The organism is Nocardiopsis sp. CNS-639 (assembly GCF_000381685.1).
Classification (GTDB): domain Bacteria; phylum Actinomycetota; class Actinomycetes; order Streptosporangiales; family Streptosporangiaceae; genus Nocardiopsis; species Nocardiopsis dassonvillei.
Genome location: NZ_KB906861.1, coordinates 233754 through 253093, shown reverse-complemented (window position 1 = coordinate 253093; position 19340 = coordinate 233754). Strand labels below are relative to the sequence as shown.

At 73.6% G+C, this 19340-nt stretch carries 17 protein-coding genes; 7 read left to right on the top strand and 10 right to left on the bottom strand.

Features of this window, described 5'->3' with window-relative positions; all coding sequences use genetic code 11:
- Positions 1-80: 80 nt before the first annotated feature.
- Positions 81-1382, bottom strand: a complete 1302-nt coding sequence (locus G011_RS0115040) for a hypothetical protein (RefSeq protein ID WP_019609199.1) — start codon at positions 1380-1382, stop codon at positions 81-83.
- Positions 1383-1493: 111 nt separating this feature from the next.
- Here G011_RS0115040 and G011_RS0115035 point away from each other — a divergent pair, with 111 nt between their 5' ends.
- Positions 1494-2015 (top strand): nitroreductase family deazaflavin-dependent oxidoreductase, encoded by a 522-nt coding sequence (locus G011_RS0115035; RefSeq protein ID WP_019609198.1) that lies wholly within the window; start codon positions 1494-1496, stop codon positions 2013-2015.
- Between the two features lie 71 nt (positions 2016-2086).
- Here the strand turns inward: G011_RS0115035 and mshC are convergent, their stop codons facing one another.
- The 4 genes from mshC to G011_RS29880 all read right to left on the bottom strand — a co-directional run bounded on the left by mshC (position 2087) and on the right by G011_RS29880 (position 4667).
- Positions 2087-3310 carry a cysteine--1-D-myo-inosityl 2-amino-2-deoxy-alpha-D-glucopyranoside ligase gene (gene mshC / locus G011_RS0115030; protein ID WP_081642973.1) on the bottom strand — a complete coding sequence of 408 codons (1224 nt, stop codon included), beginning with the start codon at positions 3308-3310 and terminating at the stop codon, positions 2087-2089.
- Positions 3311-3492: 182 nt separating this feature from the next.
- Positions 3493-3663 carry a DUF397 domain-containing protein gene (locus tag G011_RS30755; protein WP_019609196.1) on the bottom strand — a complete coding sequence of 57 codons (171 nt, stop codon included), beginning with the start codon at positions 3661-3663 and terminating at the stop codon, positions 3493-3495.
- 65 nt (positions 3664-3728) lie between these two features.
- Entirely contained in the window at positions 3729-3896 is a 168-nt protein-coding gene (locus G011_RS30750; RefSeq protein WP_019609195.1) for a DUF397 domain-containing protein, read from the bottom strand.
- Between the two features lie 111 nt (positions 3897-4007).
- A complete protein-coding gene (locus G011_RS29880) occupies positions 4008-4667 on the bottom strand; it encodes a Scr1 family TA system antitoxin-like transcriptional regulator (RefSeq protein WP_231391487.1) in 660 nt (219 codons plus the stop codon).
- A 99-nt stretch (positions 4668-4766) separates the two neighbouring features.
- Here G011_RS29880 and G011_RS0115010 point away from each other — a divergent pair, with 99 nt between their 5' ends.
- Positions 4767-5111, top strand: a complete 345-nt coding sequence (locus G011_RS0115010; protein WP_019609194.1) for a hypothetical protein — start codon at positions 4767-4769, stop codon at positions 5109-5111.
- 194 nt (positions 5112-5305) lie between these two features.
- Here the strand turns inward: G011_RS0115010 and G011_RS0115005 are convergent, their stop codons facing one another.
- Both G011_RS0115005 and G011_RS0115000 read right to left on the bottom strand, forming a co-directional pair.
- Positions 5306-5488, bottom strand: coding sequence for a hypothetical protein (locus tag G011_RS0115005; protein ID WP_013152576.1), 183 nt, complete (start codon positions 5486-5488; stop codon positions 5306-5308).
- A gap of 230 nt (positions 5489-5718) precedes the next feature.
- Complete coding sequence (locus G011_RS0115000) at positions 5719-5928, bottom strand: hypothetical protein (protein ID WP_231391485.1); 210 nt, start codon at positions 5926-5928, stop codon at positions 5719-5721.
- Positions 5929-6521: 593 nt separating this feature from the next.
- Between G011_RS0115000 and G011_RS0114995 the strand changes: the two genes are divergently transcribed.
- Positions 6522-7793 carry a family 16 glycosylhydrolase gene (locus G011_RS0114995; protein WP_019609192.1) on the top strand — a complete coding sequence of 424 codons (1272 nt, stop codon included), beginning with the start codon at positions 6522-6524 and terminating at the stop codon, positions 7791-7793.
- Positions 7794-7889: 96 nt separating this feature from the next.
- On the opposite strand, the gene G011_RS0114990 is transcribed toward G011_RS0114995, so the two are convergent.
- Entirely contained in the window at positions 7890-8702 is an 813-nt protein-coding gene (locus G011_RS0114990; protein WP_013152573.1) for an NRDE family protein, read from the bottom strand.
- A gap of 298 nt (positions 8703-9000) precedes the next feature.
- Here G011_RS0114990 and G011_RS0114985 point away from each other — a divergent pair, with 298 nt between their 5' ends.
- Both G011_RS0114985 and G011_RS0114980 read left to right on the top strand, forming a co-directional pair.
- Positions 9001-11637: an HAD-IC family P-type ATPase gene (locus G011_RS0114985; protein WP_019609191.1), complete on the top strand. Its 2637-nt coding sequence runs from the start codon at positions 9001-9003 to the stop codon at positions 11635-11637.
- 279 nt (positions 11638-11916) lie between these two features.
- Positions 11917-12396 carry a nucleoside deaminase gene (locus tag G011_RS0114980; protein ID WP_019609190.1) on the top strand — a complete coding sequence of 160 codons (480 nt, stop codon included), beginning with the start codon at positions 11917-11919 and terminating at the stop codon, positions 12394-12396.
- A gap of 112 nt (positions 12397-12508) precedes the next feature.
- Here G011_RS0114980 and G011_RS0114975 read toward each other — a convergent pair whose 3' ends face one another.
- Both G011_RS0114975 and lnt read right to left on the bottom strand, forming a co-directional pair.
- Entirely contained in the window at positions 12509-13069 is a 561-nt protein-coding gene (locus G011_RS0114975) for an FxsA family protein (protein ID WP_019609189.1), read from the bottom strand.
- Between the two features lie 203 nt (positions 13070-13272).
- A complete protein-coding gene (gene lnt, locus G011_RS0114970) occupies positions 13273-15015 on the bottom strand; it encodes an apolipoprotein N-acyltransferase (RefSeq protein WP_019609188.1) in 1743 nt (580 codons plus the stop codon).
- 612 nt (positions 15016-15627) lie between these two features.
- On the opposite strand from lnt, the gene G011_RS0114960 reads away from it, so the two are divergent.
- Both G011_RS0114960 and G011_RS0114955 read left to right on the top strand, forming a co-directional pair.
- Positions 15628-16842: an ABC transporter ATP-binding protein gene (locus G011_RS0114960; protein ID WP_013152568.1), complete on the top strand. Its 1215-nt coding sequence runs from the start codon at positions 15628-15630 to the stop codon at positions 16840-16842.
- 312 nt (positions 16843-17154) lie between these two features.
- Positions 17155-19335, top strand: a complete 2181-nt coding sequence (locus G011_RS0114955) for a prolyl oligopeptidase family serine peptidase (RefSeq protein ID WP_019609187.1) — start codon at positions 17155-17157, stop codon at positions 19333-19335.
- Positions 19336-19340: the final 5 nt, after the last annotated feature.

The following is a 19340-nucleotide window of genomic DNA, read 5'->3' as shown; positions in this document are numbered from 1 at the left end:
GTGTCCAACGAGACGTGTGGGGACGAAACGGTCACGGTGCTTGCCGATCCGCTCGCCGTGGGGCTCCGCGCCCGCCCGGCTCAGGCCGCGAGCAGCGCGCGGAGTCCGCGGCGCTCGCGGGGCAGCCCCAGCCGGGCGAGCACGACCAGGAAGTTGGCGAACCGGCCGTCCCAGAAGCCGTCGTGGTCGGCCAGGACCCGGAGGTAGTCGCGCTGGACGGCGGTCAGCTCCGCGGGGTCGCGCGGCGCGGCGGGCCCCGTGGCGAACGGGACCGCTGACCCGTCGGGACCCGTTGCGGCGCCCGCGTCAGCGGTTGTGCCGTCGTCCGCGTCGGTGGCCGCGCCGCGGCCCGTGTCGGCGGCGCGGAAGGCCAGGTCCAGCAGCGGACCGGCGTCGGCCGCCGCGGTGAGGGGTGAGGTCAGCGGGGCCAGCGCGCGCAGCACCGGGAGCAGGCGCGCGGCGTCCTCGGCGGTGGAGCGCTCGGCGAGTTCCCGGACCAGGGCGAAACGCACGTGGCCGGTGAAGTGGGCGGGACGCCTGGTGAACCAGGCGTCGACCGCCTCCGGGTCCGCGAGCGCGGCGGCCAGTTCCGCGGTGGCCGCGGGGTTGGCGCGCTGGCCGGGCGCCAGCGCGGCGCAGGCGCGGATGGCGGGGTCGGCGTGGGCGAGGAACTCGGTGGTGTCGGCGCCGCAGGCGCCCAGGGCCAGGACGATCACCGCGCCCTCGTCGCGGGTCTCGGCCATGTCGGCGGCCCCGGACAGGTCGGGCTCCAGCCCGCCGAGCCGGGCCAGGGCCGCGGCGGCCTCCACCGCGCACATGCGCGTGTGCGCGTCGGAGGCGGTCAGGTGGGGCTCGACCGCCGCGTACAGCACGGGCGCGGCGGCGCGCATGTCCGGGCCCACCCTCCGCATGAGCGCGTCCACGGCGGGGGTCTCCCAGACCGCGACCGCCTCGTCCTCGTCGTCGGAGGCCAGTGCGGCGTACACCCGGTCCAGCTCGGCCCCGGCGGGGGGTTCGGGCACGGGGCCGGGGGGCGTCTGGTGCAGCGCGCCCTCGGCCGCGGCGGCCAGGAAGTCCAGCAGGACGCGGCGCGGGGAACCCGGGGCCGCGTCCGACGCCTCGGGGAGCGGGCCCCGGGCCGGGTCGTCGGGTTCGGGGCGGTCGAGGATCCCGGCGACGAACAGGGCGGCGGGGACGGTGGCCGGGTAGACCGTGCCCTGGTGCAGGAGCGCGCCGTGGAGGTGGTCCAGCGCGCGCTCGCGCTCACGCGCGTCGCCGGTGAGCAGGCTGGCGAGGTGCCCGGGGGTGTCGGCGCCGGAGCCGTAGGCGTGGAAGGCGCGGGTCCAGTCGGTGGTGTGGAGTACGTCCGGTCCTGTCTGCATGTCCCGGATTGTGGCAGCGCCCACCGACGGTCCGCGGGTGTGCCGCCGGGGAGCGCCGGGAACGGTCTGGCTATACTCGGGCCCCCGCCGCCCCCCGAGGAAGGCCACACCATGTCGTTCGCCCAGCCGCCCACCACACCCCTGCGCCGGGCCCTGTTCCGCGCCCCCATCTGGATCTACCGGACCGGGTTGGGCGGGCTGATGGGCCGCCGGTTCGTACTGCTCACCCACAGGGGGCGGGCCACGGGAGAGGCCCGCCAGGCGGTGCTGGAGGTCATCGGCGGCGACGACGCCGCGGGGACCGTGCTGGTGGCCTCCGGGTACGGAAGGCGGTCGCAGTGGTTCCGCAACGTCGAGCACGAGCCGCGGGTGCTGTTCCAGCTGGGCAACCGGCGCCACCGGGGCACCGCCACCGTCCTGTCGCCGCAGGAGTCCGGTGAGGCGCTGGTGAGCTACGCCGAGCGGCACCCCGCCGCAGCCGTGGCGCTGCTGCGCGCACTGGGATACGAGGTGGACGACAGCGAGGAGTGGTTCGAGCGGAGGGGTGCGGACATCGGGAACGACATCCCCGTCGTCCGGTTGACCCCCGCGGGGGCCGCCGGTGAGCACCACCCCGGACTCTCCGCTCCCTAGGGCGGCGGACCGGCGGCATCGAAGGCCTTAGGTGTCGCCGGTCGCGTCCGGTCGCGTCAGGCGGCCCGAGGCTAGAGGCGCACGCCCAGCAGGGTGTCCACGGTCGCGCGCACCAGGGCCGGCGCGCCGGTGTCGGCGCCGCCCTCGGTGAGGGCGGTGTCGGCCCAGGCGTCCACCGCGGCCAGGGCCGCCGGGGAGTCCAGGTCCTCGGACAGGGCCGTGCGCACGGCGGCGAGCACCGGGGCGGCGTCGGGCGCCGCGCCCAGGGCGAGGGCGGAGCGCCAGCGCTCGGCGCGGGCGGTGGCGGCGGGGAGTTCGGCGTCGGTCCACTCCCACGGGGCGCGGTAGTGGTGGGCGAGCATGGCCAGGCGGATGACGGCCGGGTCCACGCCCTGCTGGCGCAGCTTGGAGACGAAGACCAGGTTGCCCAGGGACTTGGACATCTTCTCGCCGTCGAGGCCGACCATGCCCACGTGCAGGTGGTTGTGGGCGTTGGGTCCGCCCGTGGCACATCGGGTCTCGGCCGCGCCCATCTCGTGGTGGGGGAAGATCAGGTCGCTGCCGCCGCCGTTGAGGTCGAAGGCCGGGCCGAGCCGGTCCAGGGCGATGGCGCTGCACTCGATGTGCCAGCCGGGGCGCCCGCGGCCCAGGGGGCTGTCCCAGGCGGGCTCGCCGGGGCGCTCGGCGCGCCAGAGCAGCCAGTCGAGCGGGTCCTTCTTGCCGGTGCGCTGGGGGTCGCCGCCGCGTTCTCCGAACAGCTCCAGCATCTGCCCGCGGTCCAGGTTGCTGATCTCGCCGAACTCGGGCGCCTCGGCGACGGAGAAGTACAGGTCCCCGTCCAGCTCGTAGGCGGCGCCGGTGTCGCGGATGCGGGCGGCGAGGTCGCTGATGAGGTCGACGGACTCCACCACGCCGACGTAGGAGGTCGGGGGGATGATCCGCAGGGCGGCCATGTCCTCGCGGAAGACGTCGATCTCGCGGTGGGCGAGGTCGCGCCAGTCGACGCCGGTGGCCTCCGCGCGCTCCAGGAGCGGGTCGTCGATGTCGGTGGTGTTCTGCACGTAGTTGACGTCGTGGCCCGCGTCGCGCCAGACCCGGTTGACCAGGTCGAAGGTGAGGTAGGTGAAGGCGTGGCCCAGGTGGGCGGCGTCGTAGGGGGTGATGCCGCAGGCGTACATCCCGGCCCGGGGGCCCGGCGTCGTCGTCCTTATCCGGCCGGTGGCGGTGTCGTGGATACGAAGGGGACCGCCGGTACCCGGCAGGGGGACGATGTCAGGCGCAGACCATGAACGCATACCGCGCAGCCTATCCGGACGGGTGGGCGGGAGGCGTGCGCGGGAGGGTGGGCACCGCGCGTGATGATCACCCCAGAAGAGGTGGGAATAAGCCGGGACGGGGACGGAACCCCCGCCCGTCCTCGGGTTGGGGGTTCCGCGCTGGTCCCGGGCCAGGTCAGAGCCTTCGCCCGGCGCGAGTTCTAGCGCGTCTGGGCGCGCAGCAGGGCGGCCCATTCCGACGCGGGGAACGTCAGGGTCGCCTTGTCCCGGTTCTGAGTATCGCGAACCAGGGTGTCGCGGCCTTCACTGACCTCTACGCACTGCCCGCTGGTGCTGCTGTAGCTCGACTTGTGGAACTCGCGATCACTCAAAGTAGCTCTTCCAATACTTTCCGGCTTTCCCTGTCGGGAAGAGCGGCCTGCATGCCGCGCGGGTTCTAGCGCGTCTCGGCGCGCAGCAGGGCGGCCCACTCCGACGCGGGGAACGTCAGGTGCCCGGCTGCACGGTTGACGGTGTCGCGAACGTCCGCGCCCTGGGGGGTCTCCCGGACCTCGACACACTGACCACCCGTGTTGCTGTAGCTGGACTTGTGCCAGTCACTCAAAGTAGTTCCTCCAGTACCTTTCGCGACTGTTGGGTGGGGAGCGCCAACGCGAACGCGCGTTTGACCAGTTCCGACAGCCGCTCGAAGTCGTCAGTTTCGCCGTAGACGACATTACCGGTCAGGTGGTCCGCGCTCGCGGCCTTTCCGCCCCCTTCCGAGGCGCACCATGAGCATGGGGGAGGTGATCCCGATCAACGCCGAACCCTCGGGTACCAGGTGGACGGACACCCGACCCCCGTCGATCAGGGACAGCAGGTGTTGAGCCTGTTCGGTACGGACCGCGTCTGTAACGCATTCCAGCGCGGACACCGGAAACACAGCCGACACCCCGGGGTCGTTGCGCACTCGAAGCAGTTCGTGACGAGAACACCGCAACGCGACCAATCGTCGGATATCCGTCGCGGACGACAACGGTTGGCCCTCCCGGAAGACGATCTCCGCGTATCCGGGTGATTGCAGCAATCCGGGAACCAGCACGGGAGAGACGTACTCGATCAAGGAGGCGGCTTCTTCGAGCATGCCCGCGTCCTGCATCCACGGGAGCAACGCGGACGGAGCGGTGAAACCCTCCCACTTGCGGACCAGCGCGCCGCGCATTTCCAGCGCCTTGTCGAGCTTCGCAACGTCGTCACGCGCTGGGACATAATGGTCATTTTCCCAGCGGGAAAGGGTTGACGAAGAAACCTTCGCGTGAGTCGCGAGCTTGCGCAGCGTATAACCTGCGCGTTTGCGTTCGCCCGAGAGGTATGACCCGAAACTGTGATCCACCATGTCCCATACGCTATGCAAGTTGTCTCACTCACAACCAGCCCCGAGGAGGATACAAAGCACTTTCTGTGGGACACGGAATTTCGGTCGGACGCTGGAGGCATGAACGATGTCGAGCAGCGTCGAGCGGACGCGAACACACGGCGGGACCCCTTCACCGAGGCCCGCGACGCCTTCCTCTCCCGGCGGGGACTCGCCTTCACCCTGGAATGGAGGCGCTTCCCCTGGACGTGGGGCGCGGACGTCGACCGCGCCCTCATCGGCCCCGCCTACCTGGGAAACGTCTCCATCGGACTCAAGGACGACTGGACCTGGGGATGGCAGGGCCAGCACGGAACCTGGAAGTACGTCCAGCGGGACAGGCTCGACCTCTTGGTGGCCCAGGTGATCGAGACCCGCGCGGGATACGTCCCACCCCTGCCGCGCAGGCGGGGGCGAGACAACTGACCGGTGACGGGACACGGGGGATCACCGGACCGGAGGGCGGTGGTCTCCCGTGCCGTGTGGGCGGTGGTCTCCCGTACTACGACCGGACGCGCGCGGGAGGGTGGGCACCGCGCGTGATGAGCACCCCGCAAGGGGCGGGGACAAGCCGGGCGCGGCCCGGGCGGCGGAGGGTGCGCACGTCCCGGGACCGGGGCTCACGCGGCGAGGTTGTGGTGCCTCCTGCTGATGAGCAGGGCGCCGAACACCGCCACGGCGGCGCACAGAGCGGCCATCCCCTCGTTGCCCAGACGCCAGTGCAGCAGCGCGCCGCTGACCGAGACGACGTAGAGGAGCCAGTACGCTCCGCTCTCCACCAGGTTGCCGTTACGGCCCTCCATCGTGCCCCCTGCCGTGAACGCGTGCCCTCACGCGAGCCTGACGGCACACGCCGTCTCTCTCTGAGACGCCGCAGTCACTCTCGGGGTTGACACGCCGTCGCGACCCGGGGGTGTGACGGTGGTTATGCGCACCGGTGACGCACGCCCGCCCTGGTCAGGGCTGAGGCGGGCCGCGCCGGAGCAGGTGGGGCCGGAGCGGGCGGGGCCGGTCCCCGGCCGGCCGCCCGGGGTCAGGGCCGGGCCGCGTCCGCGAGTTCGAGCAGGTCCAGCTCCTCGGCCGTGCGCGCCAGCTCGGGGTCCCCGGCGGGGCCGAACTCGACCATGTCGGCGTGGACCGCCCGGAGCCGCCACCGGGCGCGGGACACGTCGCGGCGCCCCCCGCGCGGGCTCGGGGCGTGGCGGGAGGGGGCGGCCTGGTCACGGACGGGCATAGCGCTCATGGATGGTCCTTCGGGGGCGGGTCGGCGGTTGTGGGGTAGCCCGGGTCACGGTGTGACGCTGCCTCCGCGCCCCGGGTTCACCGTGAACACGGTCCCGTAGTCCGCCTCCAGCGCGGTTTCGGAATCCTTTCGCTCCACCCCAGGTCAACGGGGAATCGGGGAGGGAGCGCCCACGGTGTTCCTGTCCCCTACCCGTTGTTCCGTCCGGAATGCACATAGTTGGCACATCAAAGCCACCCATGTCCACCTTCGGAACCAGGGCCCGACCGCGCCCGACAGAACCTGCCCCGTCGCCCCCACCGCCCGCGCCCGCCGACCGGCCTCCCGGCCAACCTCCATCCGCCCGAGCGCGGACGGTTCCACGCCCGACCGAGCGGTTCGCGCCGGGAACCCCTGCACCCCCACGCTCCTGCCCGCGCACCCCCCTTGTGCCGCAGGAAAACTAAACGTACAGTAACTTACCGATTAGATTCGTTGCGTAACACGGCGACTGCGAGCAGTCGCCCACCTGGTCCCGCGCACGCCCGCCGTGCACCGGGCCGACTCCGCCCGTCACCGCCCCGCCGCGGCGGGGCTTCCCCCCGGAGTAACCCATGCGCATCGCGCACCGGCCCCGCAGGTCCCTCGCCTCCGCGGCCCTGTCCTTCCTCACCGCAGCCGCGCTCGTGATCCCGGTCGGGGCCGCCTCGGCCGCCCCCGTCCCCGAGGACACGGCGGCCCCGGCGTCCGCCGAGGCCGCCCAGGCAGCGGCCCTGGTGTGGTCCGACGAGTTCAACGGCGCCGCCGGAAGCGCCCCCAACCCCGCCAACTGGAACCACGAGACCGGCGCCCACGGCTGGGGCAACAACGAACTCCAGAACTACACCAGCAGCCGCGCCAACTCCGCCCTCGACGGCAACGGCAACCTCGTCATCACCGCACGCAGGGAAGCGGGCGGCGGCTACACCTCCGCCCGCATGACCACCCAGAACAAGGTCGAACACGCCTACGGCCGCATCGAGGCCCGCATCAAGATCCCCCGCGGCCAGGGCATCTGGCCCGCCTTCTGGATGCTCGGCGCCGACTTCCCCGACACCCCCTGGCCCGACTCCGGCGAGATCGACATCATGGAGAATGTCGGGTACGAGCCGCACATGGTGCACGGCACCGTGCACGGGCCCGGCTACTCGGGCGCGAACGGCATCGGCTCCTCCTACACGCACCCGCAGGGCTGGTCCTTCGCCGACGACTTCCACACCTTCGCCGTCGACTGGAGCCCCGGCTCCATCACCTGGTCCGTGGACGGCAACGCCTACCAGACCTTCACCCGGGCCGACGTGGGCGGCAACCCGTGGGTCTACGACCAGCCCTTCTTCATGATCCTCAACATCGCCGTGGGCGGTGACTGGCCCGGCTACCCCGACGGCACCACCCAGTTCCCCCAGCAGATGGTCGTGGACTACGTCCGGATCTACTCGGACGGCGGCGGCCCCGGCGGCGGCACCGGGACGATCACCGCCTCCAACGGCATCTGCCTCGACGTGGCCGGGGCCCAGACGGGCGACGGCACCCCGATCCAGCTGGCGCACTGCAACGGCAACCAGGCCCAGCAGTGGACCGAGGGCTCCGACGGCACGTTCCGGGCGTTCAACAAGTGCCTGGACGTGGCGGGCGGCGCCACCGCCGCGGGCACCCCCGTACAGCTGTGGACCTGCAACGGGACCGGCGCGCAGCGGTGGACCCACGACAGCGGGACGCAGGCCCTGCGCAACCCGCAGTCGGGCCGCTGCCTGCAACCCCAGGGCCGGGCGCAGAGCGACGGCACCCGGATGGTGATCGCCGACTGCGACGGCAGCGCCGTCCAGCGCTGGAGCCTGAACGGCTGACCCCTCCCCCGTGCCGCCCGCCGACCCCTCCGGCGGGCGGCGCCCCGCCGCCCGCCACTCCTCGGGCGGTCGGCGGCGCCTTCGGCCCCCCGTGTCTCAGAACCGGGGGGCCGAGGTGTCGACCATCCGCCACGCCCCGGGATCGGCCGGGGCGTCGGTGAAGGCGTAGCGCACGGTCTCGCGGTCCATGGCCAGCAGGGTCACCGACCCGGTCTCCCACGTCCTGCCCCCGCCGAGGTCGGCGCGGGCGACCAGGCCCGTCGGGTCGCCGGACTCGTCGGGGCCCGCCGAGCGGGGCGCGGAGTTGGCGGCCTCGTTGACCAGGCGCGGCCACTCCCCCCAGATCTCCTCCACCCCCTTCGCGCGGGACAGGTCGGCCGGGTCGGGCCGGGTGCGCGCGAACTCGGGCGTGTGGCGGGCGGCGCGCGGATCGTCCGGGTTCAGTCCGGTGTTGACCACCATGCTCACGCCGACCGGCAGCGGACGGGTGTCCAGGCACCGGCCGTCCCAGCTGTGCAGCCCGGCCCGGCGGGCGTCGGCGTCCAGCAGGTGGAAGGGCGCGTAGAGGGTGGGGTCGTCTCCGTGCAGCGGGTCGCGGCCCGGGTTCCTGCCCGCCTGCGCGAGGGCGCGCAGCGGCAGTTCGCCCCGGCTGGCCGGGTAGGTGCCCTCCCAGGGCATGCGCCCGTCCCAGGGCCAGCCGTTGAGCAGGGCCGCCGTGCGCGGGCCCGTGGGGTCCACCGCCAGCCAGGTGCCGCCCGCGAGGCGGTCCCGGCCGCCGACGAGGTCGGGCCGGTCGGGCCAGTGCCGGGCGGGCCCGTCCCAGGGCCGGGAGGACATCTCGTCCCTGAGCGCGGCGATGACCAGGGGCGTGTCCGCGCCGGGGTCGAAGCCGACGATGACAGTGCACATGACGACCTTGTGACCTTTGCTGTGGGTCCCCGGTGTGGTGCGGTCCCCGCGCGGTGCGGGCGGAACGGGGATGTGGACAGGAGGTAGACGCAACCGTACCCGGAGGGTGCCCCCGGTGGTGCTCCGCGCGGGCCCGGGGTGGTGCGGGCACCACCCGGATCCGGGGGACGGTGTGCCTGTTCCCGCTCCGGGAGTCTTCTAGTCTGTAGTCTCCCTCCCCCTTCGCGTGTGCGGGGCGGATGCCGCGTCCAAGGCGCCTCCCGCCCGTCTCGTTTCCCGGACCACACAGGAGTAGTGCGTGCCCGAGCAACCCGACCGGACCGACGGCGGTGCGGACAGCACCGCGGACAGGCCGCGGGACGCGGCTTCCGCCGTCCCCGGACCACAGGCGGGCGGCGGCGCCCCCGAGGCGGCCGGAGCCCCCGCCGGGGCCTCCGCCGAGCCCGTCCCCGCAGGCCCCAGGGGCCCGGCGGGCCCCCCGCCCGAGACGGGGCTGAGCAGCCAGCAGGTCGCCGAGCGGGTCTCGGCGGGGCGGACCAACGACGTGCCGGTGCGCGCGAGCCGCACGGTCGGCCAGATCATCCGCGGCAACGTGTTCACCCGGATCAACGCCATGGTCGCGGTGCTGTTCTCGATCATCGCCGTGATCGGCCCGGTGCAGGACGGGCTGTTCGCGATGGTCATCCTCTTCAACACGCTGATCGGCATCGTCCAGGAGCTGCGGGCCAAGCGCACCCTGGACAAGCTCGCCATCGTCAACGCCGCCCGGCCCCGGGTGGTGCGCGACGGCGCCACCGTGCACGTGGCCACGCAGGAGGTCGTCCTGGACGAGGTCCTGGAAGTGGGCGTGGGCGACCAGATCGTGGTCGACGGCACCGTCACCTGGGCCGGGGGGCTGGAGGTCGACGAGTCGCTGCTGACCGGCGAGGCCGACCCGGTGGTCAAGCGGCCCGGGGACACGGTGATGTCGGGCAGCTTCGTGGTGGCGGGCACCGGCCGGTTCCGGGCCACCAAGGTGGGGCGGCACGCCTACGCGGCGCGGCTGGCCGAGGAGGCGAGCCGCTTCTCGCTGGTGCACTCGGAGCTGCGGTCGGGCATCAACCGCATCCTGACCTGGATCACCTACGCGCTGTTCCCGATCGGCGCCCTGCTGATCTACAGCCAACTGGTCTTGGGCGGGCATGTGGGCCTGGAGGAGTCGACGTCGGGCGGCCAGATCTCCGGCCCGCTGGCGGACGCCCTGCGCAGCATGGTCGCGGCCCTGGTGTCGATGATCCCCGAGGGCCTGGTCCTGCTCACCAGCATCGCGTTCGCGGTCGGGGTGATCCGGCTGGGGAGGCACAAGTGCCTGGTGCAGGAGCTGCCCGCGATCGAGGGCCTGGCCCGCGTGGACGTGGTGTGCACCGACAAGACGGGCACGCTGACCGAGGCGGGCATGAAGCTGGCCGGGATCCGCGACCTGGGCGGGCACGGCGGGGAGGACTCCCCCTCGCTCGTGCTGGCTGCGCTGGCGGCCAGCGACCCCGACCACAACGCGAGCATGGCGGCGATTGCGCGCGGGTGCGAAGCCGCGGGCCAGACGGCCCCCGACTGGACGGTCACGGCGCTGGCGCCGTTCTCGTCCGCCCGCAAGTGGAGCGGGACCAGCTTCCTGACCTCCGGCGGCGAGGAGCACTGGGTGCTGGGCGCGGCCGACGTGCTGGTCTCCCCGCAGGACCCGGCGGCGGCCGAGGCGGCCCGGCTGGGCACGCAGGGCCACCGGGTGCTGCTGCTGGCCCGCGCGTCGGCGCGGGTGGACTCCGACGAGGCCCCCGGGACCGTGCTGCCGGTGGCCCTGGTGGTGCTGGACCAGAGGCTGCGCGAGGACGCTGGTCCGACCCTGGACTACTTCGAGGACCAGGGCGTGGACGTCAAGATCGTCTCGGGCGACCACGCGGCGTCGGTGGGCGCGGTGGGCCGTGAGCTGGGGCTGCCGGGCGCGGACCAGCCGGTGGACGCGCGGGCGCTGTCGGAGGACGGCGACGAGCTGGCCCGCGAGGTGGAGCAGCGCTCGGCCTTCGGCCGGGTGACGCCCGAGCGCAAGCGCGACATGGTCAGGGGCCTGCGCGAACGCGGGCACACGGTGGCGATGACCGGTGACGGCGTCAACGACGTGCTGGCGCTGAAGGAGGCCGACATCGGCGTGGCGATGGGCTCGGGGAGCCCGGCGTCGCGGTCGGTGGCCCAGCTGGTGCTGCTGGACAACCGGTTCGCGGTGCTGCCGCGCGTGGTGGCCGAGGGCCGCCGGGTCATCGGCAACATCGAGCGGGTGGCCAACCTGTTCCTGACCAAGACCGTGTACACGATGACGCTGGCGATCATCGTGGGCCTGCTGGCGGTGGCCTACCCCTTCTTCCCGCGCCACGCGACGCTCATCAACGCGGTGACGTTCGGTATCCCGTCGTTCTTCCTGGCGCTGGCGCCCAACACCGACATCGCCCGTCCGGGGTTCGTGATGCGGACGCTGCGGCTGGCGATCCCCTCGGGCATGGTGGCGGGCTTCGCCGCGGTGACGACCTACCTGCTGGTGCTGGGCGGCCGGACGGTGCCCGACCCGGCCGACCGGACGGCGGTGGTCATCACGCTGTGCGCGACGACGCTGTGGGTGCTGCTGCTGGTGGCCAAGCCGTACGTGTGGTGGAAGGTGCTGATGGTGGGCTCCATGGTGGGCCTGTTGACGCTGGCGATGGTGACACCGCTGGGGCAGTGGTTCTTCGACCTGGACGTGAGCGACCCGACCAAGGTGCTGACCGGTCTGGCCGTGGCGGGTGTGGCGATCGTGGTGATCACGGTGATCCGGGTGGTGGACGACCGGATGATGGCCCGCTCGGAGGCGCGTGCGGCGGAGAGGGAGGACGAGCGCGAGGCCGAGGAGCGCACCCCGGAGCCGGTGTGACAGCGGTTCTCCGGGAGGCGGAGGGACCGGGTACAGGCACCCCGGTCCCTCCCCCCCGGCGCCCCGCCCCGGCGAGAGCGCGTGCGCAGGGCGGGGTGACACCGGTCTTCGCTCCGGGACCCGGTTCGGGGCACGGCCGGGGGAGACCCCATCCTGGAAGGCGCGGTCCCGGAAGTACGGCCCAGGAAGGCCCGGTCGCGCCTGGCGCGGTCGCGCGTGGGCGGTCCGCGCGGGGTCCACGGCGGGACCTGGAGAGGGCGAGAGGGAGAGAGGCAGGACATGCTGAGCGAAACCGACATGCGCCACCTGCGGCGCGCGGTCGATCTGGCCGAGGAGGCCCTGGATGCGGGTGACGAGCCCTTCGGCTCGGTGCTGGTGTCCGGGGAGGGGACGGTGCTCTTCGAGGACCGCAACCGCGTCGCCGGCGGCGACCCGACACAGCATCCGGAGTTCGCCATCGCCCGGTGGTCGACCACCCGCGTGAGCCCCGGCGAACGGGCGGCGGCGACCGTCTACACCTCCGGGGAGCACTGCCCCATGTGCTCGGCCGCCCACGGCTGGGCGGGGCTGGGCCGGATCGTGTACGCGAGCTCCTCGGCGCAGCTCGTCTCGTGGCTGGAGGGGTGGGGCGTGCCCCCGGCACCGGTGCGGCCCCTGCCGGTGGGCGAGATCGTGCCCGGAATCGCGGTGGAGGGGCCGGTGGACTCCTTGGTCACGCGGGTGCGGTCGCTCCAGGCCCGCTTCCACGGCCGGGACTGACACCGGCGCCTTCCACGCAACCCGTCGACGGCCCCGCCCGCGCTGAGCGCGGGCGGGGCCGTCGACGCGGTGAGCACTGTCAGGGCGTGAGGACCGTCAGCGCGGTCGGCCGTCAGTCCTTGTCGTCGTCGCGGGGTTCGAACCGACCCTGGATGACCCGGCCGCGGTTCTGCGGGGCGGCGTCCCCGTCGCCGCGGGGGCCGAACGGGTTCTGGCCGGGGCCGAAGGGCCCCGCGGCCGGACCCGTCCCCGGGCCGGGGGCGGTGGACCCGCGGACGACGAACTCCTCGTTCATCCGCTCCTGCATCCCGCGCACGCGGCGCCGCGCCCACGAGGCGAAGGCCCAGCGCAGGACGGGCCGGGTGAAGGGCAGGACCATCAGCAGGCCGAGCACGGCGGTGATGAACCCGGGGATCACGAGCAGGATGCCGCCCGCCATGAGCATGAGCGGGTCGAGCAGGCCCCCGCGCGGCTGCTCGCCCGAGCGCATGGCCTGGTCCGCGTCCCGGAAGGCCCTGGTCCCGGCCCGGCGCAGCACGGCCACGCCCAGGACCATCAGCGAGACCAGCGCGGCCAGCGTCCACGGGACGCCGATCCAGCCGCCGACGGCGATCATCAGCCACACTTCCAGGAAGGGCAGCGCCATCAGCGCCAGCACTGTCAGCAGCGGCATGCGTAACCATCCTCCGGGTCGTCGGCGGGAGCTCCCCTACAGGGGAGAACGCGCGCGTGGGCGCCAGGGTTCCCCGGACACGTGCTTCCCGGCCGGGCGTCCGCGCGAACGCCCTCAGGTACGCCGACCTCGGCGTCCGCGCGCCCGCGCAGAGCCCTCCCGTCGGCCCCGCGCCTGCCGGACGCGGCGCGGGCGTGTCCCCCTCAGGCGCGGCGACGGCGGCCCAGGACCACCGCCACGACCACCGCTCCCAGCCCCAGGGCGCTCAGGAGCGCCTCCGGCGCGGCTCCGAGGCGGGTGGCGACGGTGGTGCCCTCCATCGCCTCCAGCTCGGCCACGTGGATGTCGGGCACCGCCTCGGGCGAGCTGTAGGCCAGGCTCCCGTCGGGGTCGACCACGGCGCTGACGCCGCTGGTGGAGACGACCACCGCCGGGCGGCCGTGCTCGACGGCGCGCAGCTGGGTGATGGCCAACTGCTGGTTGGTCTGGCCGGTGAAGTTGTAGTTGGCGTTGTTAGTGGGGATCACGATGACCTGCCCGCCCGCGGCGACGGACTCGCGCACCGGCAGGTCGAAGGCCACGTCGAAGCAGATGCCCACGGCCAGGGTGGTGTCGCCCAGGTCCAGGGCGCCGGGCTCGGTGCCGGGGACGGCGTCGGAGCTGACCTGCTGGAGGCGGGCCACGAACTGCGTGAAGAAGTCGCGGAAGGGGACGTACTCGCCGAACGGGACGAGGTAGCGCTTGTCGTAGATCTCGCCCGGCCCGCTCCGGGGGTCCCAGACCACGCTGCTGACGTAGCGGGTGCCGTCGTCGTTGAAGCGGCTCATGCCCCACAGCAGGGGGACGCCCGCGTCGGCCGCGGCGGCGTCGATGGTCTCGCGCGCCTGGGGGTCGCGGAAGGGGTCGATGTCGCTGGCGTTCTCCGGCAGCAGCACCATGTCCGGCTGGGGGTACTCCCCCGCGCGGACGGCGTCGGCGAGCTCGTGGACCCCGTCGGCGTGGTTGTTGAGGACCTGCATGCGCTCGCCCGCGACGGACATCTGTCCGACGTTGGGGACGTTGCCCTGGACCATGCCGACGGTGACGGTGTGCGAGACGTCGGGGCGGCCGATCGCGGGGGCCAGGGCGCCGCCGGCGACGACGGCCGCTCCGGCGGCCAGTCCGAGGACGGCCGGGACCCAGCCGGTCCGCAGCGGGCCGCCCGTGCGGGCGGGGCCTCGGCCCGTGCCCGCCTCGTGCGCGGCGTTGCGATCGTTTCGGTCGTCCTGATCACCGTGTCCGATCCGACGGGCGCCCGCCAGGCGCAGCGCGCTCCACAGCAGCAGGCCGCCGGTGAGGGCGACCGCGAAGGTCACCAGGGCGGAGGAGCCGAGGGCGGCGTAGCCGACGAAGGGCGTGTCGGGCTGGGCGAAGGCGAGCTTGCCCCAGGGGAAGCCGCCCAGCGGCCAGCGAGCGCGCACGGCCTCCTGGGCCACCCACAGGGCCGCGGTCCACAACGGCCAGCCGGGCAGGCGCATGGCCAACGCCAGGCCCATCGCCATGGGGAGGAAGTAGACGGTCTCGGCTCCGGCGATGAGCAGCCACACGTCGATACCGAAGATGTCCTGCCAGTGCACCAGCGGCACCATGAGCGTGGCCCCGGACAGGGCGCCGAGCCAGGCCGCGCGGCGCGTCCGGGCCCCCGCGACGGCGAGGGCGAGCAGCGCGGCGCTGAGCGGTCCCAGCCACCACAGGCCGTAGGGCGGCAGCGCGAAGAGCTGGGCCAGACCGGATCCGACCGCGGCGAGCACCCGCCACAGCAGGTCGTGGCGTCCCCAGCGGTGCCCCGGCGCGAAGACGGAAGCGAAGGAGCGTGCCGGGTTCGCCGTCCGCTCCCGCCCCACCGGTTCCGGCGAGGGTCTGTCGGAGCCGTGGGCGCTGCCCTGCTCGGTGTGCTCGGCAACCACGTGGGGTGCTCGCTTTCCGCTTGCTGGTGAGAGGTGCTCGCGGTCAGCATATGGGGGGACGCGGAAAAGGCCCGAGCCACCCTTCGGACCGGCTCCGTCCCGTCGGCGGCGAGCTCGGAAGACCGTTGTCTACTGGATGTTCGGGCCTTTTCCGGGTCCAACCCCCCGCCCGGTCGCGGTACTCCACCCCTCACCCGATCCCAGCTGCACCTGGCGCGTGATGCAGCGTCCGATCGGACGAGTGGGGGCCGCACAACCGGTCCGTCCAGTGCTGGACTGGTCGTTAGGTTACCCAGACTCCCCGACCCGATGCCTCAACCCGGCTGCCGTGTCGTGGCCGCCGCCCCGAGGGCGTGGAGGGGAGAAAGGAAGGAACCGTCGGACAGGCTAACGCACCTGGGGCCGCCACGCCAGCTGGGCGGACGGGGTTTGTGTCTGACCGCAATCGGATCGACATCGACTCAAGTATGGACTTTTCGATCAGAATCATGTCTGATGTGATCAGCACAACGGCCTGGTTCGATCAATTACGAAAGTTCCAGGTCGGCGGCGCGGACGCCCCGATGATCCGCGTCACCCCACATCTCGACCCCGGCCCGGGAGCTGACAACCATGGCGGAGATCGTCCTCGATGGCGTTGACAAGATCTACGGCGGCGACGTCAAGGCCGTCGACAACCTGAACCTGAAGATCGAGGACGGCGAGTTCATGGTGCTCGTCGGCCCCTCCGGCTGCGGCAAGTCCACCGCACTGCGCATGATCGCGGGCCTGGAGGAGATCACGGGCGGCACGCTGGTCATCGGCGACGAGATCGTCAACGACCGCCCGCCCAAGGACCGCGACATCGCGATGGTCTTCCAGAACTACGCGCTCTACCCCCACATGACCGTCGAGCAGAACCTGGCCTTCGGCCTCAAGCTGCGCAAGGTGGCCAAGCCCGAGATCGCGCGCCGCGTCAAGGAGGCGGCCGAGATGCTGGGCCTGGAGACCTACCTCAAGCGCAAGCCGGGCGCCCTCTCCGGCGGTCAGCGCCAGCGTGTGGCCATGGGCCGCGCGATCGTGCGCGAGCCGCGCGCGTTCCTCATGGACGAGCCGCTGTCCAACCTGGACGCCAAGCTGCGCGTGCAGATGCGCGCCTCCCTCAACCAGCTCCACGAGCGCCTGGGCGTCACCACCATCTACGTCACCCACGACCAGATCGAGGCCATGACCCTGGGCGACCGGGTCGCGGTGATGCGCGACGGGCGCCTCCAGCAGGTGGACACCCCCAAGCGCCTGTTCGACGCCCCCGTCAACCTGTTCGTGGCCGGGTTCATCGGCTCCCCGGCGATGAACTTCGTCGACGCCGAGCTGGTCGCCGAGGGCGACGGCGCGGTGCTCACCTTCGCCGAGCACAAGCTGCCGGTCCCGGCGAGCGTCCTGGAGGCGCGCCAGGGCCTGCGCGACTACCTGGGCCGCAGCCTCATCCTGGGCATCCGCCCCTCGGACTTCAACGACGCCGACCTGGACGGCAACGGCGACCCGCAGATCCAGGTCAAGGCGAGCGTGACCGAGGAGCTGGGCACGGAGATCAACGTGATCTTCACCGTGGACGCCCCGCCGGTGCGCCACGAGGACGCCGCCGCCCTGGCCAAGGACGCCGCGGGTGAGGAGGGCGAGGGCGACGGCCTGCCGCTGGGCGGCAACACCTCGCTGTTCACCGCCCGGGTCAGCCCCCGCAGCAGCGTGCGCCCGGGTCAGCCGGTCAGCCTGTCGGTGGACGTGAGCCAGCTGCACTTCTTCGACCCGCAGAGCGGCCTGGCCATCGGCCACCCCGACAACGTCTGAGCCCCTCCCCCCAGCGCCCCGCCGGGCCCTCTCCCCCCCCCTCCGGGAGGGGCCCGGCGGGGCGCACCCGTGCGCGGGGTCCCCGAGGGCGCGGTGGAACGCACCCGCGCGACCGGCGGGGCAGGTGAGGCGGGCAGGACAGGTGGGGCGGGTGATCTCGACCACCGTCGCGCACCCGCGGGAACGGGCCCGGCGGGGCGCGAACCTTATCCAGTCCGTACCGGGACAAACCTTGCTCCGAGGACACAGTCGCGCACCTGCGGGCAAGGCATCTGTTTCTTGACCCCCGGATGAGCGCACCCCAACGATTGTGTGGTGTCCAACCGAGCCCCCGGAGCCGCTCTCGTCACCGAGTCCGCGCCCGAGCCCGAGCCCGCCGTCGACGTCCTGCACGGCCGACCCGTGCCCGACCCCTACCGGTGGCTGGAGTCCGCCGACTCCCCCCGGACACTGCGCTGGCTGGAGGAGCGGGGCCGCGAGTACGCGGCCGAGGCGCTCACCTGGCCCCTGCGCGACCGCCTGGCCGGGCTCATCCGCTCCCTGGTGGACACCGACCTGTGGAGCCCGCCGACGCACCGGCCCGGCACGGTGTTCGCCACCGTGCGCCCGGCCGGAGGCGAGCACCCCCGCCTGGTGGTCCTGAGCGGGGACGACCCGCCGCGCACCGTCTACGACCCCGTGGCCGAGGACCCCGCCGGACACACCACCCTGGACGCCTGGGAACCCTCCCCCGACGGGAGGCTGGTCGCCGTGCAGACCTCGTCGGGGGGCGTGGAGCGCGGCGCCCTGCGCGTGATCGACGCGGCCAGCGGGGAGCCCGTGGGCCCCGCCGTGCCCGGGGTGCGCTACTCCCACGTGGCCTGGGCGCCCCGGGGCGTCCCCGCCTTCTACTACGTGCGCCGCGACGGCGCCAGGGGCGTGCGCGGTGTGTGGCTGCGCCGGGTCCTCGACGGCACCGAGACGCTGGTCCACGCCTGCGCGGTGTCCGGAACCGTGCCCGGGGTGCGCGTCCTGGGGAACCGGTGGCTGCTGGTGTCCGAGAGCCACGGCACCGGGCACCGCACCGACCTGTGGCTGGCCGACCTGACCGGCCCGACCCGACCCGCGGCTCCGGCCGACCCGAGCGCCCCGACCTGTGAGACCGGCCCGGCCGACCTCCCCGAGCGGCCCCCGCTGCGGCCCGTCCAGGTGGGCGAGGAGGCCGAGACCGAGGCCCGGCTGGGCCCGGACGGCCTCCTGTACCTGCGCACCACCCTGGGCGCGCCGTGGCGGCGGATCTGCGCGGTCTCCCCCGAGGAGCCGGGGGTGGGGCACTGGCGCGAGGTGGTGCCCGAGGAGGACGGGGCGACCCTGGACGCCTTCGCGCCCTGCCCCGCCGGACCCGAGGGCGGCACCGCCCTGTTCGTCGCGCGCACCCGCCTGGGGATCAGCGCCGCGACCGTCCACGACACCCGCACCGGCGGACTCCTGTACTCGGTGGACCTGCCCGGGGAGGGGATGGTCTCCACGCCGGAGACGGCGCCCGACGGGTCGGTGTACCTGGGGTACGCGGACGTGGCCACCCAGCAGCGGGTCCTGCGACTGGCCCCCGGGGAGCGCATTCCGCGCCCCTGGCCGCCCGGCGCCGCCGAGGCCCCGCCCTCCCCGGACGTGGAGCGCTCGGTGGTCTGGTGCCGCTCCGCGGACGGCACGCGGGTCCCGGTGACCGTGTTCACCGCCTCGGGCCGCGACCACGCCGCGCCCGGCAGCGGGCTGATCCCCGAGCCGACCCTCCTGCACGCCTACGGCGGCTTCGGGCGCCCGCGCCAGTTCGGGTTCAGCGCGACCGTGCTGGCCTGGCTGCTCTCGGGCGGCCGGTACGCCGTCGCCCACGTGCGCGGCGGCGGGGACGCGGGCCGCGACTGGCACCTGGCCGGTTCGGGCCGCGACAAGCCGCGCGCCGTGGAGGACCTGGTGGCCGCGGCGGCGGCCCTGGTCGGGGCGGGGATGTGCACCCGCGAACAGCTGTGCCTGTCGGGCGGCTCGGCGGGCGGGCTGCTCGTCCTGGCCGCCGCGACCGCGCGCCCGGACCTGTGCGGGGCGGTGATCGCCTCCGCGCCGCTGGCGGACATGGCCCGGTTCGAGCGGATGGGCCTGGGCCGGATGTGGACCCGCGAGTTCGGCACCGCCGCCGACCCCGACGACTTCGCCGCCCTGATGTCCTACTCCCCCTACCACCGGGCGCTGGAGGGCGCCGGGGACGGGCCGGAACGGCGCTTCCCCAGCGTCCTGCTCACCGGCTTCCACGGTGACACCCGCACCGACGCCGCCCACCCGCGCAAGATGTGCGCGGCGCTGCTGGCGGCGGCCGGGCGGGAGGAGGGGCGCCCGCCCGTCCTGCTCCGGTACGAACGCGACGTGGGCCACGGCCCGCGCGCGGTCAGCCGGGCGGTGGGACTGGCCGCCGACGCGCACGCGTTCGCGGCCCACCGGACGGGGCTGTCGCCGCGCTGAGCGCG